At 72.2% G+C, this 15,368-nt stretch carries 15 protein-coding genes; 11 read left to right on the plus strand and 4 right to left on the minus strand.

The genetic code is table 11. The annotated features are described in order from the left end of the window. Positions 1 to 67 precede the first annotated feature (67 nt). The 9 genes from GL259_RS22035 (at position 68) to GL259_RS22075 (ending at position 6,858) form a co-directional block, all read left to right on the plus strand. Positions 68 to 1,279 (plus strand): PLP-dependent aminotransferase family protein, encoded by a 1,212-nt coding sequence (locus tag GL259_RS22035; protein ID WP_159535084.1) that lies wholly within the window; start codon positions 68 to 70, stop codon positions 1,277 to 1,279. Between the two features lie 326 nt (positions 1,280 to 1,605). After that, positions 1,606 to 1,878, plus strand: coding sequence for a LuxR C-terminal-related transcriptional regulator (locus tag GL259_RS22040; protein WP_159535085.1), 273 nt, complete (start codon positions 1,606 to 1,608; stop codon positions 1,876 to 1,878). Between the two features lie 165 nt (positions 1,879 to 2,043). Then, positions 2,044 to 2,397, plus strand: a complete 354-nt coding sequence (locus GL259_RS22045) for a hypothetical protein (RefSeq protein ID WP_159535086.1) — start codon at positions 2,044 to 2,046, stop codon at positions 2,395 to 2,397. Between the two features lie 7 nt (positions 2,398 to 2,404). Continuing rightward, on the plus strand, positions 2,405 to 3,046 hold the full coding sequence (locus GL259_RS22050) for a DUF5819 family protein (RefSeq protein ID WP_159535087.1): 642 nt from the start codon (positions 2,405 to 2,407) through the stop codon (positions 3,044 to 3,046). Beyond that, complete coding sequence (locus GL259_RS22055) at positions 3,043 to 4,065, plus strand: HTTM domain-containing protein (protein ID WP_159535088.1); 1,023 nt, start codon at positions 3,043 to 3,045, stop codon at positions 4,063 to 4,065. The genes GL259_RS22050 and GL259_RS22055 overlap by 4 nt, the downstream gene beginning before the upstream one ends. Positions 4,066 to 4,108: 43 nt before the next feature. Next, positions 4,109 to 4,960: a serine hydrolase domain-containing protein gene (locus tag GL259_RS22060; protein ID WP_159535089.1), complete on the plus strand. Its 852-nt coding sequence runs from the start codon at positions 4,109 to 4,111 to the stop codon at positions 4,958 to 4,960. A gap of 34 nt (positions 4,961 to 4,994) precedes the next feature. Then, positions 4,995 to 5,201: a hypothetical protein gene (locus GL259_RS22065; RefSeq protein WP_159535090.1), complete on the plus strand. Its 207-nt coding sequence runs from the start codon at positions 4,995 to 4,997 to the stop codon at positions 5,199 to 5,201. Positions 5,202 to 5,211: 10 nt separating this feature from the next. Next, positions 5,212 to 6,681: an NAD(P)/FAD-dependent oxidoreductase gene (locus GL259_RS22070; protein ID WP_159535091.1), complete on the plus strand. Its 1,470-nt coding sequence runs from the start codon at positions 5,212 to 5,214 to the stop codon at positions 6,679 to 6,681. Between the two features lie 24 nt (positions 6,682 to 6,705). Then, complete coding sequence (locus GL259_RS22075) at positions 6,706 to 6,858, plus strand: hypothetical protein (RefSeq protein ID WP_159535092.1); 153 nt, start codon at positions 6,706 to 6,708, stop codon at positions 6,856 to 6,858. 68 nt (positions 6,859 to 6,926) lie between these two features. On the opposite strand, the gene argS is transcribed toward GL259_RS22075, so the two are convergent. Beyond that, positions 6,927 to 8,705: an arginine--tRNA ligase gene (gene argS / locus GL259_RS22080; protein ID WP_159535093.1), complete on the minus strand. Its 1,779-nt coding sequence runs from the start codon at positions 8,703 to 8,705 to the stop codon at positions 6,927 to 6,929. A 151-nt stretch (positions 8,706 to 8,856) separates the two neighbouring features. Here argS and lysS point away from each other — a divergent pair, with 151 nt between their 5' ends. Continuing rightward, positions 8,857 to 10,611, plus strand: coding sequence for a lysine--tRNA ligase (gene lysS, locus GL259_RS22085; RefSeq protein WP_159535094.1), 1,755 nt, complete (start codon positions 8,857 to 8,859; stop codon positions 10,609 to 10,611). Positions 10,612 to 10,685: 74 nt separating this feature from the next. On the opposite strand, the gene GL259_RS22090 is transcribed toward lysS, so the two are convergent. From GL259_RS22090 to GL259_RS22100, 3 genes are all read right to left on the minus strand, one after another. Beyond that, the gene (locus GL259_RS22090) at positions 10,686 to 12,002 is read right to left on the minus strand and encodes a DUF2637 domain-containing protein (RefSeq protein WP_159535095.1); all 1,317 of its coding nucleotides are present in this window, start codon (positions 12,000 to 12,002) and stop codon (positions 10,686 to 10,688) included. Positions 12,003 to 12,092: 90 nt separating this feature from the next. After that, a complete protein-coding gene (locus tag GL259_RS22095; RefSeq protein ID WP_347814621.1) occupies positions 12,093 to 12,929 on the minus strand; it encodes a DUF3558 family protein in 837 nt (278 codons plus the stop codon). A gap of 134 nt (positions 12,930 to 13,063) precedes the next feature. After that, positions 13,064 to 13,933 (minus strand): DUF3558 domain-containing protein, encoded by an 870-nt coding sequence (locus GL259_RS22100; RefSeq protein ID WP_159535097.1) that lies wholly within the window; start codon positions 13,931 to 13,933, stop codon positions 13,064 to 13,066. Between the two features lie 238 nt (positions 13,934 to 14,171). On the opposite strand from GL259_RS22100, the gene GL259_RS22105 reads away from it, so the two are divergent. Then, positions 14,172 to 15,365 carry an RtcB family protein gene (locus tag GL259_RS22105; protein WP_159535098.1) on the plus strand — a complete coding sequence of 398 codons (1,194 nt, stop codon included), beginning with the start codon at positions 14,172 to 14,174 and terminating at the stop codon, positions 15,363 to 15,365. The last annotated feature ends 3 nt before the right edge of the window (positions 15,366 to 15,368 follow it).

Genomic DNA, 15,368 nt, shown 5'->3' on the forward strand with positions numbered 1-15,368 from the left:
ATGTATGGAGCACGCAGTTTCCTAGGCTGCGGTGACGCGCCGTCACCGCTGCCGAAGGAGCCGCCCCATGACCGTCACCGAACCCGCCGTCCCCGCCGCCCCCACGCCGCCGCTCGCCGCGCGGGCGCGCGGCGTCGGCGGTTCGCCCGTGCGGGACATCCTGGCCGTCACCGCCCGCCCCGAGGTGATCAACTTCGCGGGCGGGCTGCCGGCACCGGAGCTGTTCGACGCCGACGGCATCGCGGCGGCGTACCGGGCGGTGCTCGCCGAGACGCCCGCGCGGGCGCTGCAGTACTCCACGACCGAGGGCGAGCCGGCGCTGCGGGCCGCGCTCGCCGAACGCACCGGCGCGCGCGGACTGCCCACCGGCCCCGACGACCTGATCGTCACCACCGGCTCCCAGCAGGCGCTCTCCCTCCTCGCCACCGCGCTGCTCGAACCCGGCGACACGGTCCTGGTGGAGAACCCCTGCTACCTGGCGGCACTTCAGTCCTTCGGCCTGGCCGGGGCGCGGGTGGTGGCCGTGCCCGGCGACGAACACGGGCTCGACCCCGAGGCGTTGGACGAGCTGGTGGTCCGCGAGCGGCCCAAGCTGCTCTACACCGTGCCCACCTTCCAGAACCCGACCGGCCGCACCCTGCCCGCCGCGCGCCGTGCCGCCGTGGCCGGGGTCGCCGCCCGGCGCGGGCTGTGGATCGTCGAGGACGACCCCTACGGGGAACTGCGCTACGAGGGCGAACGCGTGCCGTGGATCGCCGCCCACCCGGGGGCGGAGGACCGCACGGTGCTGCTGGGCAGCTTCTCCAAGGTCATGGCGCCCGGACTGCGGCTGGGCTGGCTGCGCGCGCCCGCCGCGCTGCGCCGCGCCTGCGCCGTCGCCAAGCAGGCCGCCGACCTGCACACCCCGACCGTCAACCAGCTCGCCGCGGCCCGCTACCTCGCCGACCACGACCTCGACGCCCACGTCCGGCGCGTCGCGGGCGCGTACGGCGAACGGCGCGACGCCATGCTCGCCGGACTCGCCGCCGCCCTGCCGGACGGCTCGACCTGGAGCCGGCCCGAGGGCGGCATGTTCCTCTGGGTCCGCCTGCCGGAGCCGTACGACACCACGGCCCTGCTCCCGCAGGTGGTCCGCCGGAACGTGGCCTACGTCCCCGGCGCCCCCTTCCACGCCGCCGACCCGGACCGCGCCACGCTGCGGCTGTGCTTCGTGACGCAGACCCCGCAGGAGATCGCGGAGGGGCTGCGCAGGCTGGGGGCGGGGCTGCGGTCCGCGTAGCGCTCCGTCACGCCGGACGAACCGTCCGGTGGCCGGCGCCCGAATGCCGGCACCTGATCGAATCGTCAACCATTCAAAACAAAACGAAATGTAAGGCGCCGGACGTGTGGGAACGGTATTTCCCGCATTGCCGACGGCAGTTGACGGTGATTCGGGTCACCCCGGCTGGTTTCCATCGGTCCTCGCCACTAAACTGCGCATGAAGAAACGAGCCGGGTGAAACACCGGTGCGGCGACTGACCACCGCCCGCCGGAAGTACGACCGGCTCGTCCTGCCGTGCCGTTTTCCGGGCCGGCAGGGGCAAGTAATCAGGGGGAGATCTCACTTGACCACGGTCGCAAAGACCCGGCCGTTCGATGTTTCCGTTGATGTGGCGACGCTGGCGCGTCTGACCGACCGGGAGCGCGAGGTGCTGCGCCACCTGGCGAAAGGCGAGACGAATCGCGTGCTCGCCCGGCAGCTCGGAATCGCCGAACGAACCGTTCGCGCCCATGTCACCAGCGTCGTGCGCAAACTGGGTGTGGGATCCAGGTTCGAGGCGAGCCTGGTGGCGTTCCAGAATTACGAATCCCTCGGCGAGAAGGCAATCGCCTCCTGAGGCATTGCCGCTGAAGGCATTGCCTCAGGAGGCAATGGAAGGGCCCGCCCCACACTGGCAGGCTCGACGACGTCGTTCGCCGTGCGTGGAAACGGACCCGGAACACCCGACCGGGCGCACGGCTTTGCCCGTACCTGGATCACCATCCTGGGGGAGAGAAACCGTATGAACATCAAGAAGATCGCCACCGCGGCCGGTGCCGCCACCGCCGGTGTCGCCCTCTTCGTCGCCACCCAGGGCAGCGCCCAGGCCGTGCCGGCCCGGCCGGCCGCGCCCGTGGCCGCCGCCCAGCCCTCGCAGGACAAGGCCCCGCAGGCCATCGGGTCCCTGGTGGGCAAGGCGGCCAAGTCCGTCGGCAAGGCCGCCACCAAGGCCGCCAACAAGGCCACGGCCGTCGGCAAGGGCATGGCCGTGGTGGCGAAGAGCAACGCCGACAACATGCTGTCGCACGGCAGCGTCTTCGCCCCTCCGGCGAACCTGCCGCAGGGAGTCACGGCCGACACGGTCTTCGACCGCTGAGCACCACGTGACGCACCCGTACCGCACCACCAGGAGGGCGGCGCTCGTTGTCGGCGGCGCCCTCCTGGGCGCCCACATGACCATGGCCGCGCTGTCCCAGGCGCCGCTCAGCCCGGCGAAACTCGTCTACGGCGACCGGGTGGCGGAATACCTCGACCCGTACTTCTCGCAGAACTGGCAGCTCTTCGCCCCGACGCCCGTCTCCGACGACCGCGGCATCCTGGCGAGGGCCGCCTGCGCGGACGGATCGGTGACGCGGTACCACGACGTGTCGGCCCGTGGCGTGGAGAAGGCGCGGGCCTCCCGCTTCTTCCCGTCGCGGGAGGTCCGTATCGTCTCCGCGCACCTGCAGAACATCACCAGCAGCGAGGAACTGCTCAGGAGGATCCGCCAGCAGCAGACCAACGACAAGAAGCCCGTGCTGCCCCCGCTGCCCTACGAGAAGGCCACCGAGGCGGAGGCGGTGAAAGGGCTGTCCCGGTACGCCTACGACCAGATGCCCGCCGCGTGCGGCGGAGAAGCGGTGAAGGTCCAGGTCCGCATGTACGTGCACGAGTTGCCGCCGTGGTCGAAGCGTCGTGACCCCTCCGCCGAAGGAAAGGTCCTGGTGAAGGATTTCGCCTGGCAGAAGACCCGGGATCTGCGATGAGGAGGTCCCTGAGGAACGTCACCGCCCGGCTGGATTCCTGGTCCCTGGACCCCGTGGCCGTCACCGGCGTGTCGGGAACACGCGTGCTGCTCGGTTTCGTCGGGCTCATGTACTACGCGAGCCAGTACCAGGAGCGGAACTACCTGTTCGGCCCCGACGGGGTGCTGCCGCACGAGGAGTTCGAGGCACAGCTGACCGGCTTCAGCCTGTACACGCTGTCGGCGTCGCCCGGGTACTTCCAGCTCGTCTACCACCTGGGGATGGCCGCCGCGCTGGCCGTGATGCTCGGCGTCGGCGGCCGGCCCGGACTGGCGCTCCACTGGGCGCTGCTGTGGTCCGTCTACCAGCGGCAGCCCGGCCTCCTGGACGGCGGGGACAACCTCGCGTACGTCGTCATCCCGTTCCTGCTCCTGACGCGCTGCTACGACCGGTTCGCCCTGCCCACCGGCCTCGCGGACCGTCTCGCCCAGCGGGTTCCCGGGCGACTGCGCGCGGTGTCCGTGCCGTTCCACAACCTGGGCGTCCTCATGGTGGCGGCGCAGATCTGCCTGGTCTACGTCGTCTCCGGCCTCTACAAGGTCATGGGCGAGGAGTGGCAGGACGGCACCGCGCTCTTCTACATCATGCGCGTCGCGGAGTTCGAACTGCCCGGCTGGTCGGACCTGGTGTACGAGAACGACCTCCTGGTCGTGCTCGGCACCTACGGGACGGTCGCCTTCCTGGTCTACTTCCCCCTGGGCGTGCTCGTCCCGGCACTGCGTCCCTGGGCGGCCGCCGCCTCCGTCTGCTTCCACCTGTCGATCGCGTTCTTCATGGGGCTGACCGGCTTCGCCCTGACGATGATCGCGTGCGATCTGGTCTTCCTGTCCGGCGCCCTCGACCGTGCCCTGTCGTGGGTCCGGGGCAGGCTTCCCGGGGCCCGGACGCCCGAGGCGGAGGCGGAAGCACCCCCGAAGGCGGAGCGACCGGGCGGGGAGAGCGGAACGAGGACGGCCGCACCCGAGGCCGAACCCGTCTGACCGACATCCGACCGACATCCGACCGACAGGAGCGACGGACAACGTGCCCACCCCGATCTGCCTGCTGGGCGGCGCCGGTATCGACGACCGGACCGCCCACGGCCATGACCAGGACCGGTTCGTGGAAATCGGTTCCCTCAGCAAGGTGTTCACCGGAACCGTCCTGACCCGGCTGGCGAAGGACGGGGTCGTCGGCCTCGACACCCCGCTGGAGGAGTGCCTGGAGGAGGTGCCCGCCGGGACGGGCATCACGCTCCGGCACCTCGCCGAGCACACCTCGGGCCTGCCGCGCCTGCCCGCCGGCCCCGCCGGCCCGCCCGACGACCCGTACGCCCCCTTCACCGAACAGGCCCTGCGCGCCTCGCTGCGCGAGCTGGACCGGGTGGCCACGGGACGGCTGGGGGAGGAGGAGTACTCCAACCTCGGGTACGCCGTGCTCGGGCACGCCCTCACCACCGTCACGGGACGCCCGTACCAACAACTCGTGGACGAGCACGTCCTGTCGCCGCTGGGGCTGGAGGCGGGTGCGGTGACCGCGCTGCCGCCGCAGGAGCGACGCCTCGTCCCGCGCGGTCTGCTCGGCCGGCCCCGCCCCCTGTGGACCCTGACCGGACCGATCCTGCCGGCCGGCGGTCTGTGGTCCACCTGCCGGACCCTGTCCCGGGTCGTGGTCGGACTGCTCGTCGAGCGCCGGCTGGGCCCGCCCGCGCCCAGTTGGCGGCGCGGCTCCTCGATCACGTGGCACAACGGCGCCACGCGCGGCTCGTCCGTCGTGGCCGCCGCGCACGACGACGGCCGCTGGATCGTCCTGCACCGCCTGGGCGACGCGGCCGGCACCGAGCGTCTCGCCAGGAAAGCCCTTCTCGCGGCTCCCGCGCCGCGCGGCGGGACCTGATCACCACCACCGACAGAGAGCCACAGGGAGCGTCATGAGGATCGCCTGGTTCGCCTGGCTGGCGAGGAACTTCGGTGCATACGGGTACGGCGACGGGCCGTTGCGCGCCGCGATCGGCACGGGCGCCGTGCTGGTGACCGCCGCGCTGCTCTGGTGCGCGCTGCACCGCAACCGGCCCGCCGCCGTGGCCGCCGCCGGCCTCACCTGCGCCCTGGGCATCGGGTGGCTGGCCTTCCACTGAGAGGACGTTCATGACGGACGCCGTCGTCGTCGGTTCCGGGCCGAACGGGCTCGCCGCCGCGCTCACCCTCGCCCGCGCCGGGCTCCGGGTCGAGGTGTTCGAGGCGCACGACCGCATCGGCGGGGGACTGCGCTCGGAACCGCTGTTCGACTCGGAGGTGGTGCACGACATCTGCGCGGCCGTCCACCCCATGGCGCCGGTGTCCCCGTTCATGCGGTCGCTCGGCCTGGAGGCGCACGGCGTCGCCCTGCTGCACTCCCCGGCCGCCTACGCGCACCCCCTCAAGGGCCGGCCGGCCGCCCTGGCCTGGCGTGACCTCGACGCCACCTGCGCCGGACTCGGCGGGGACGGGCCGCGCTGGCGGCGGCTGATGCTCCCGCTGATGGAGCGTTCCGCGGACGTGGTGGAGCTGATGCTCTCCACACAGCGCACGCCGCCGAACCCGAGGGCCCTGGCCGTCCTGGCCACCCGTCTGCCGGCCCAGGCCCTGCGCGCCGGCGGCGGCCTGCGCACCGAGGCGGCCCGGGCTCTCCTCACGGGGGTGGCCGCCCACGGCATCGGCCGGCTCCCCTCACCGGCGTCCGCCGCGGTCGCCCTGCTGCTCGGGCACCTCGCCCACACCACCGGCTGGCCCGTCCCGCGGGGCGGCTCCGGGGCCGTCGCCGCCGTCATGGCCGCGCAGATCGAGCGGCTCGGCGGCCGGATCCACACCGGCGTCCGGGTGGACAGCCTGCGGGACCTGCCCGCCCGCGGCCTCACCCTGCTGGACGTCTCGCCCCGCGAACTGGCCCGGATCGCCCCGCTGCCCACCGGGTACCTCCGCGCCCTGTCCCGCTACCGGTACGGCCCGGGCGCCGCCAAGGCCGACTTCCTCGTCGAGGGGGCGATCCCCTGGTCCGACCCCCGCCTCTCCCGGGCCGCCACGATCCACCTGGGCGGGTCCCACGGCACGGCACCGGAACTGGCCCGCGCCGAGACCGCGACCGCCCGGGGCCTGAGGACCCCGCACCCGTACGTCATCGTGGTCGACCCGGCCGCCGCGGACCCGGCACGGGCCGTCCGGGGCAGGAGACCGGTGTGGGCCTACGCGCACGTGCCCCACGGCGACACCCGCGACCCCCTGCCGATGATCCGCGCCGCCCTCGAGAACCACGCCCCGGGCTTCACCGACACGGTGATCGCCGAGCGCGGCGTGCCGGCGGCCCGGCTGGGCGCGTACAACGCGAACTACGTGGGCGGCGACATCGCCTCCGGCGCGATGACCCTGTGGCAGACGCTGGCCCGTCCCGTGCCCCGCTGGAACCCCTACCGGACGCCGCTGCCCGGCACGTGGCTGTGCTCCTCGGCGACCCCGCCGGGCCCCTCGGTCCACGGCATGTGCGGGTACCACGCGGCCCGGGCAGCGCTGGACACCTGGCCGGAGACGGCCCGGACCGCTCCCGCCAGGCTCGGCCGGGGCGGCCGCACGCGCGGGGGGTGACGCCTCCCGCGCCCGGAGAGCGCCGTGCCGGCCCGGGACCACGTCGGGCCCGACGCGATCAGGGCGCTGCGGCGCCACCTGGACCTCTTCGACTACGACCGCGCCGTCGACGGGGTCGCCGGAGCGAGGACCAGGGCCGCGTTCCCGGACTTCAACAGCATCGACCACTGCGCCTGAGCGAACGCCGCGGCCCGTCCTCCCACCGGGGGAGAGGACGGGCCGCGTGCCGCTCGCCGGCGGAGGCGTCAGAGCCGCTCGGGCGTCCGGATGCCCAGCAGCGCCATGCCCCGGTGGAGCGTCCGGGCCGTCACGTCGCACAGGAACAGGCGGTTGGCCACCTGCTCGGGCGACTCGGCCTTCAGCACCGGGCACTTGTCGTAGAACGACGTGTACAGCGACGCCAGCTGGTACAGGTACGCCGCCAGCTTGTGCGGGGCGTACTCGCGCGCCGCCTCGGCCACCGTCTCCGCGAACGCGTCCGCGTGCAGGCCGAGCGCCCGCTCCGCCTCGTGCAGCCGGAGCTCCGGGTGCGCCGCCGGGCGGACGCCCTCGGGGGCCTTGCGCAGGATCGAGTTGATGCGGGCGTAGGCGTACTGGAGGTAGACGGACGTGTCGCCGTTCAGCGAGACCATCTGGTCCAGGTCGAACTTGTAGTCCCGGCTCGCCGACGTCGACAGGTCCGCGTACTTCACCGCGCCGATGCCCACCTGGGTGCCCCGCTCGGCGATCTCCTCCTCGGACAGGTCCTGCGCCTTCTCCCGGACGACGGCGGAGGCGCGGTCGATCGCCTCGTCGAGGAGGTCGACCAGGCGGACCGTCTCGCCCTCACGGGTCTTGAACGGCTTGCCGTCCTTGCCGAGGACCGTGCCGAAGGCGAGCTGGACCGCCTTCACGTCGTCGTTCAGCCAGCCGGCCCGGCGGGCGGTCTCGAAGACCATCCTGAAGTGCAGCGCCTGGCGGGCGTCCACCACGTACAGCAGGGTGTCCGCCTTCAGGTGGAAGACGCGGTCGCGGATCGCCGACAGGTCGGTCGCCGCGTAGCCGAAGCCGCCGTCCGACTTCTGCACGATCAGCGGGACCGGGTTGCCGTCCGGGCCCTTGACGTCGTCGAAGAACACGCACAGCGCGCCCTCGGAGCGGACCGCGACGCCCGACTCCTCCAGCAGGCGGCAGGTCTCCGCGAGCATGTCGTTGTAGCCGGACTCGCCGACGATGTCGGCGTCGCGGATCTCCATGTCCAGCTTCTCGAAGACGGAGAAGAAGTAGATCTTCGACTCGTCGACGAACTTCTGCCACATGGCGAGCGTCGCCGGGTCGCCGGCCTGGAGGTCGACCACCCGGCGGCGGGCGCGGGTCTTGAACTCCTCGTCGGAGTCGAACAGCCTGCGGGCCGCCTTGTAGAGGCGGTCGAGGTTCGACATCGCCTCCTCGCCGGACACCTGGAGGTTCTCGCCGGTCCTGTGGTCCAGCTCGTGCGGGTGCTCGTCCAGGTACTGGATGAGCATGCCGAACTGGGTGCCCCAGTCGCCGATGTGGTGGCGGCGCACGACGTTCTCGCCGGTGAACTCCAGCAGCCGGACGACGGAGTCGCCGATCACCGCGGACCGCAGGTGCCCGACGTGCATCTCCTTCGCCACGTTCGGCTGGGCGTAGTCGATGACCGTGGTGCCAGGGCGGTCGGCGGACGGCACGCCGAGGCGGCCCGTGTCGTCCGCGTACCGCGCGGCCAGGTTCCCCGTGATCGCCCGGTCCGCGATCGTGATGTTGAGGAAGCCGGGTCCGGAGACCTCGACGTCCTGGATCAGGTCGTCGCCGGTGACGATGTGCGCGACGACCTCGGCCGCCAGCTCCCGCGGGTTCGCCTTCGCCTTCTTGGCCAGCGCGAGGATGCCGTTGGCCTGGAAGTCCGCCCGGTCGCTTCGTCGCAGCAGCGGGTCCGCGCCGGCGGCCTCCGGCCGGGTGGCCGAAAGGGCGGACGCGAGCTGCTGCTGGACGGAGTCGCTGAGGGACGTGACCGAGGCCATGGAGTGGCTGCCGTTCTCTCGGGTTCGTGGACTGCTGCGGAAGTCGAGTATCCCACGCGGTGAAAAGCGGTTTTCGCGGATGCGGGCGGGCCTGGGAGAATGGAGCGGTCAGCCGTGCGACCGTACCGGCTGCCCGAGCAGAAAGAAGGACGTGCCGATCGTGGCTCAGAGCACCGAGACCACCGACTGGGTCTCCCGTTTCGCGGATGAGGTCATCGAGGAGTCGGAGCGTCGGGCCCCGGGCAAACCGGTCGTCGTCGCGTCCGGCCTCTCCCCCTCCGGCCCGATCCACCTGGGCAACCTCCGCGAGGTCATGACCCCGCACCTCGTCGCCGACGAGATCCGCCGCCGCGGCCACCGGGTCCGGCACCTGATCTCCTGGGACGACTACGACCGGTACCGCAAGGTGCCGGCCGGTGTCGACGGCGTCGACGAGACCTGGTCCGAGCACATCGGCAAGCCGCTGACCTCCGTCCCGGCACCGAAGGGCTCCGCGCACCCGAACTGGGCCGAGCACTTCAAGGCCGCGATGGTCGAGTCGCTGGCCCAGCTGGGTGTGGAGTTCGACGGGATCAGCCAGACGGAGCAGTACACCTCCGGGGTCTACCGCGAGCAGATCCTGCACGCCATGAAGCACCGGCACGACATCGACGCGGTCCTCGCCCAGTACCGGACCAAGCCGAAGCCCGCCGACCAGAAGAAGCAGCAGGCCAAGCAGAAGCCGGTCGACGAGGCCGAGCTGGAGGCCGCCGAGGGCTCGGGCGCCGCCGCCGAGGACGACGGCAGCTCCGGCGCCGGCGGGTACTTCCCGTACAAGCCGTACTGCGGCAACTGCGAGAAGGACCTGACCACCGTCGCCTCCTACGACGACGACTCCACCGAGCTGACCTACGCCTGCACCGCGTGCGGCTTCTCCGAGACCGTCCGGCTCGACGAGTTCAACCGCGGCAAGCTGGTCTGGAAGGTCGACTGGCCGATGCGGTGGGCCTACGAGGGCGTGATCTTCGAGCCGAGCGGCGTGGACCACTCCTCGCCCGGGTCGTCGTTCCAGGTCGGCGGGCAGATCGTCGGGATCTTCGGCGGCAAGCAGCCCATCGGGCCCATGTACGCCTTCGTCGGCATCAGCGGCATGGCCAAGATGTCGTCCTCGCGCGGCGGCGTGCCCACGCCCGCCGACGCGCTGAAGATCATGGAGCCGCAGCTGCTGCGCTGGCTGTACGCCCGCCGCAGGCCCAACCAGTCCTTCAAGATCGCCTTCGACCAGGAGATCCAGCGCCTCTACGACGAGTGGGACCGGCTGGACGCCAAGGTCGCCGACGGCACCGCGCTGCCCGCCGACGCCGCCGCGCACTCCCGCGCGGTGCGCACCGCGAGCGGTGAGCTGCCGAGGACGCCCCGGCCGCTGCCGTACCGCACCCTCGCCTCCGTCGCCGACATCACCGCCGGCCACGAGGACCAGGCGCTGCGCATCCTCAGCGAGCTCGACCCGGCCCGCCCGCTCGCCTCGCTCGACGAGGCCCGGCCGCGCTACGACAGGGCCGAGGCGTGGATCAACACCCACGTCCCCGCCGACCAGCGCACCATCGTCCGCGCGGAGCCCGACGCCGAGCTGCTGAAGTCGCTCGACGAGCAGGGCCGGCAGTCCCTGCGCCTCCTGCTCGACGGACTCGCCGACCACTGGTCGCTGGACGGGCTCACCCACCTCGTCTACGGCGTGCCCAAGGTCCAGGCGGGCTTCTCCGCCGACGCCACGCCCAAGGAGCTGCCGCCGGAGATCAAGACCGCCCAGCGGTCGTTCTTCGCGCTGCTCTACCACCTGCTGGTCGGGCGGGACACCGGCCCGCGCCTGCCCACGCTGCTGCTCGCGGTGGGACAGGACCGGGTGCGGACGCTGCTCGGGGAGTAGACCGCGGTTCGACGACGACGGGGGCGCCCGGTGATCTCACCGGGCGCCCCCGTCGTCGTGGCCGGGCGGTGCGGCTAGGCGATGTGGTCCTCCTCCAGTTCCGCCGAATGGCGCTTCTGGAAGCGTTCCGCGAGGGCCTTCAGGGCGCTCGGGCTCAGCGTCGTGCCGTAGGTCGCCTGGATGTTGTCGCCGAGGACCCGGGGCGTGGGGTAGCTGCCGTCTATCGACTGGCGGAACACCTGGTAGTACGCCTCCTCGTCCGGCTCGGCGACCGGCGTGCCGCCGCCCTCGCCCAGCTCGCGGGTGCGGCCCGGGCTCACCGGGATGGGGAAGCTGCCGGTCTCCTCCGGAGCGGGCTCCCGGACCGGGGGCTCCTCCTGGTACTGGTCCTGGTACTCCTCGGCCTGCCGCTGCTCCGCGACCCACTGGGCGTACTGGTCCGGGTCGTAGGTGGGGTCGTAGTCCCCGTGGTACTCCACGGACTGCGGGTCCCGGGCGTGCAGCCAGGGGTTCTGGTCGGGGGCCGGGACGGGCTCGGGCTCGGCTCCGGGCGCGTACGGTGCCGGCTCCGGGTCCCGGTGGGCGACCAGCTCGGGGCGCTGCTCCCCGGCGGGCGCCGCCTTCTGCAGGACGGGCGCCGTCCCGGCGGCACGTCCGCCCTCGGCCACCTCCTGCCGGGGCGCCGGGGGGATCAGCGCCGGCTCTATGCCCGCCGCCGCCAGGCCCGCCGGGGCGGTGTCGGCGAGGGGGACGCCGTACTTGGCGAGGCGCAGCGGCATCAGGGCCTCCACCGGGGCCTTGCGGCGCCAGGCGCGGCCGAAGCGGGACCGCAGGCGGGCCTGGTAGACCAGACGCTCCTGCTCCAGCTTGATCACCTGCTCGTAGGAGCGCAGCTCCCACAGCTTCATCCGCCGCCACAGCAGGAACGTGGGGACCGGGGAGAGCATCCACCGGGTGAGGCGGACGCCCTCCATGTGCTTGTCGGCGGTGATGTCGGCGATCCGGCCGATCGCGTGCCGGGCCGCCTCCACCGAGACCACGAACAGCACCGGGATCACCCCGTGCATGCCCACACCGAGCGGATCCGGCCACGCCGCCGCGCCGTTGAAGGCGATCGTCGCCGCCGTCAGCAGCCACGCCGTCTGCCGCAGCAGCGGGAAGGGTATGCGGATCCACGTCAGCAGCAGATCCAGGGCCAGCAGGACGCAGATGCCGGCGTCGATGCCGATCGGGAAGACGTAACTGAAGTCCCCGAAGCCCTTCTTCAGGGCCAGTTCACGGACGGCCGCGTACGAACCCGCGAAGCCGATCCCGGCGATGATCACGGCTCCGGTGACGACCACGCCGATGAGAACCCGGTGCATCCGTGTCAGCTGCAGTGGCGCGGCCACCCGTACTCCCCTCCCTTTGCGTGTTGTTGCGCGCAACAGAGTGGCACACGCGTACGGGGGACGGGTGGCCGGTTCCGGGGCGGCAACGGATCAGCTCTTGCTCGACGCCTTCTCGGCGGACGCCGACGTCGACGCGGACGCCGACTTCGACGGCGACTTCGACGGGGAACCGCTCGGCCCGCCGGTCCCGGAGCCCGCGCCGTTCGCCTTCGTCACCGCGGCCACCGCCTCCGCGGCCGCCTTCTTCGCGTCCTTCATCAGGTCGTCGGCGCTCGGCGTCCGGTCACCGGCCAGGCCGGCGCCGTTGTAGTCGAGGGTGACGACCACGTTCTCCACGCGGGCCACGACCGTCTGCTGCTTGAAGGTGCCTTCCTTCTTCTTCAGCTCGTACCGCACGGCCGTCGCCTCGTCGCCCGTCCCGGCGAGCGGCTCCGCCTCGGTCTTCCTGGCGCCCTCGGCCGCCTGCGCGTCCCGCACCTGCTTGTCGTAGTACTCCTTGGCCAGCTCGTCGCCCGCGCCGCGCGTCGCGTCCGACTCGAAGCGCAGCAGCGACACGTTCAGCCAGCGGAACTGCGAGCCCTTCACGCCGTTGTTGTCGAGGCTGCTCCAGGAGCAACTGGCGCGCGTCGACACGTCGTCCGAATTGCCCTCCTTGCCCGCCTTCGCCTTCGGGGCGAGGTCCTCCAGGGTCTTCTTCGCCAGCACCTTGCACGACTCCGGGAGCGTCTTGTACGCCGCCGCCCGCACCGTCGGGGACGGGCTCGCGGACGCCGACGCGGAGGCGCCGGCCGCCTTGTCCTTGCCCTCTTCGGAGCCGGAGTCCGAGGAGCAGCCGGCGGCGACCAGCATCACGGGGACGGCGCCCGCGCAGACAAGGGCGCGGGTGAGACGCTTCGCTCGCTGATTACGCTGTGCTCGTCGCTGCATGGTTCCTTCACTCATGACGCTCGTGTTCCCTGCGGTCGGAACGGGGTCCGAGGGGTCACGGTACGCGGTGAGCCACTCGTGTGGTCTTCCTTCGCGCGCTTTGCGCGCGGGCGTGGAGAGGGCGTGAACGGCGCTCAGCCGCCCAGCGAATCGGCCAGCAGGGAGGCCAGTTTCCGCGCCCTGTCCTGCATTTCCTCGCTGTCCGGGACGGCGCCGACGACCGCCGGCTGCTCCGCGTACTCGACGGTCACGATCACGTTGGACGTGCGGAACGCCACAGTCACCGTGCGCTGCTTGGCGGTCGAACCCGAGCTGTCCAGCTCGTCGTCGAGGAAGGCCTCGTCGCCGAGGTCCTCCAGGAGGCGGGGCCGGAGGTCGGAGGGGGCGGCGGAGGGCGAGCCGGACACCGGGGCGGAGGCCCCGGACGAGGAGCCCCCGGAGGAGGCCCCGGACGGGGAGGACCCGGAGGGGGAGGCGGACGAGGAGGGCGGCGAACTCGGGCCCGCGGCGGGGCCGTCGCCGGTGCCGGCGGAACCGGACTCCGTGACCACCGGCTCCGGGAGGCCCGCCGCCGTCCGCTTCTCCGCGAAGAGCCGCTCGGCCTGGCTGTCGTCGCTGACGGCGTTGTCGTAGGAGACGACCCGCTCGAAGCCGACCGCCAGGTGGTCGGTCGCCTCCGCCGACTCCACCTTCCAGCGGCAGCCCACCTTGCGGTCGGTGTCGTACGTGAGGGCCGCCTCACCCGCGTACGCCTTCTCGCGCTGCGCCTCGTCGGTCAACTCCGCCAGACCGGGCAGGAGTTCGCCGAGCGTCGCCTCGTCGACCGCGCCGCAGGGCTCGGGCAGCGTGGTGTACCTGCCGGGCTGGGCCGCCTGCGTCGCCGTGCCGGCGCTCCCCGGGTTGGAGTCGTCCGTCGTGCCGCCGTCGCCCGAGCCGCCGGTGCAGCCGGCCAGCACGGCCGCCAGGAGCACGGCGACGCCGGGTACGTACGCCTTCCGCTGCACGGTCGGGCTCCTCTCGACGGTGGGTGCGGGCCGGTCGCCCGCGGGGCCCCCGGGGTCCTCGCTGGTGTCCCCCCAGTGTCCCCGCTGGTTATTCGCTTGCCGCAGGGGGGCGCCCCCCGCAGACAATGTGTATCGCACGCACTGCCGTGGACGCCGGTCCGTCATCCCTTTTCGCCGACCCTGGCGCCGGTTTTGCGATTCGTGACTTCTGCTGGTTCATCGGGGGAAAGAGGACGTTATGTCGTACGTGGAACTGCCGGGCGCGAAGGTTCCGATCCGCATGTGGACGGATCCGGCGACGGTCGAGGAGGTCGCCCTCCAGCAGCTGCGGAACGTGGCGACCCTGCCGTGGATCAAGGGCCTGGCCGTGATGCCGGACGTGCACTACGGGAAGGGCGCGACGGTCGGGTCGGTCATCGCGATGCGGGGCGCGGTGTGCCCGGCGGCGGTGGGCGTCGACATCGGCTGCGGCATGTCGGCGGTGCGGACGTCCCTGACGGTGAACGACCTGCCCGGGGACCTCTCGCGGCTGCGGTCGAAGATCGAGCAGGTGATTCCGGTGGGCCGGGGCATGCACGACGACCCGGTCGACCCGGGCCGGCTGCACGGCTTCGCGACCGGCGGGTGGGACGACTTCTGGAAGCGGTTCGGCGGGGTGGCGGACGCGGTGAGGTTCCGCGAGGAACGGGCCGCGAAGCAGATGGGGACGCTGGGCGGGGGGAACCACTTCGTCGAGGTGTGCACGGACACGGACGGTTCCGTCTGGCTGATGCTGCACTCCGGTTCCCGGAACATCGGCAAGGAGCTCGCCGAGCACCACATCGGCGTGGCCCAGGGGCTTCCGCACAACCAGGGCCTGGTCGACCGCGACCTCGCCGTCTTCGTCGCGGACACCCCGCAGATGGCGGCGTACCGCAACGACCTGTTCTGGGCGCAGGAGTACGCGAAGTACAACCGCTCGATCATGATGGCGCTCCTGAAGGACGTGATCCGCAAGGAGTTCAAGAAGGCGAAGCCGACCTTCGAGCAGGAGATCAGCGCGCACCACAACTACGTGGCCGAGGAGCGCTACGACGGCATGGACCTGCTCGTGACCCGCAAGGGCGCGATCCGCGCGGGTTCCGGCGAGTACGGGATCATCCCGGGCTCCATGGGCACCGGCTCGTACATCGTCAAGGGCCTCGGGAACCCCGACTCCTTCAACTCGGCGTCGCACGGCGCCGGCCGGCGGATGAGCCGCAACGCGGCGAAGCGCCGGTTCACCGCGAAGGACCTGGAGGAGCAGACCCGGGGCGTGGAGTGCCGCAAGGACTCCGGCGTCGTGGACGAGATCCCGGGCGCCTACAAGCCGATCGAGCAGGTCATCGACCAGCAGCGGGACCTCGTGGAGGTCGTGGCGAAGCTGAAGCAGGTCGTCTGCGTCAAGGGCTGACGG

It is taken from the genome of Streptomyces sp. Tu 3180 (assembly GCF_009852415.1).
Taxonomy (GTDB): Bacteria; Actinomycetota; Actinomycetes; order Streptomycetales; family Streptomycetaceae; genus Streptomyces.

Coding starts and splice junctions, on each gene's coding strand:
- GL259_RS22035 (WP_159535084.1), top strand. CDS start 68: ATGACCGTCACCGAACCCGCCGTCCCCGCCGCCCCCACGCCGCCGCTC.
- GL259_RS22105 (WP_159535098.1), top strand. CDS start 14,172: ATGTCGTACGTGGAACTGCCGGGCGCGAAGGTTCCGATCCGCATGTGG.
- GL259_RS22095 (WP_347814621.1), bottom strand. CDS start 12,929: ATGCAGCGACGAGCACAGCGTAATCAGCGAGCGAAGCGTCTCACCCGC.
- argS (WP_159535093.1), bottom strand. CDS start 8,705: ATGGCCTCGGTCACGTCCCTCAGCGACTCCGTCCAGCAGCAGCTCGCG.
- GL259_RS22045 (WP_159535086.1), top strand. CDS start 2,044: ATGAACATCAAGAAGATCGCCACCGCGGCCGGTGCCGCCACCGCCGGT.
- GL259_RS22070 (WP_159535091.1), top strand. CDS start 5,212: ATGACGGACGCCGTCGTCGTCGGTTCCGGGCCGAACGGGCTCGCCGCC.
- GL259_RS22055 (WP_159535088.1), top strand. CDS start 3,043: ATGAGGAGGTCCCTGAGGAACGTCACCGCCCGGCTGGATTCCTGGTCC.
- GL259_RS22065 (WP_159535090.1), top strand. CDS start 4,995: ATGAGGATCGCCTGGTTCGCCTGGCTGGCGAGGAACTTCGGTGCATAC.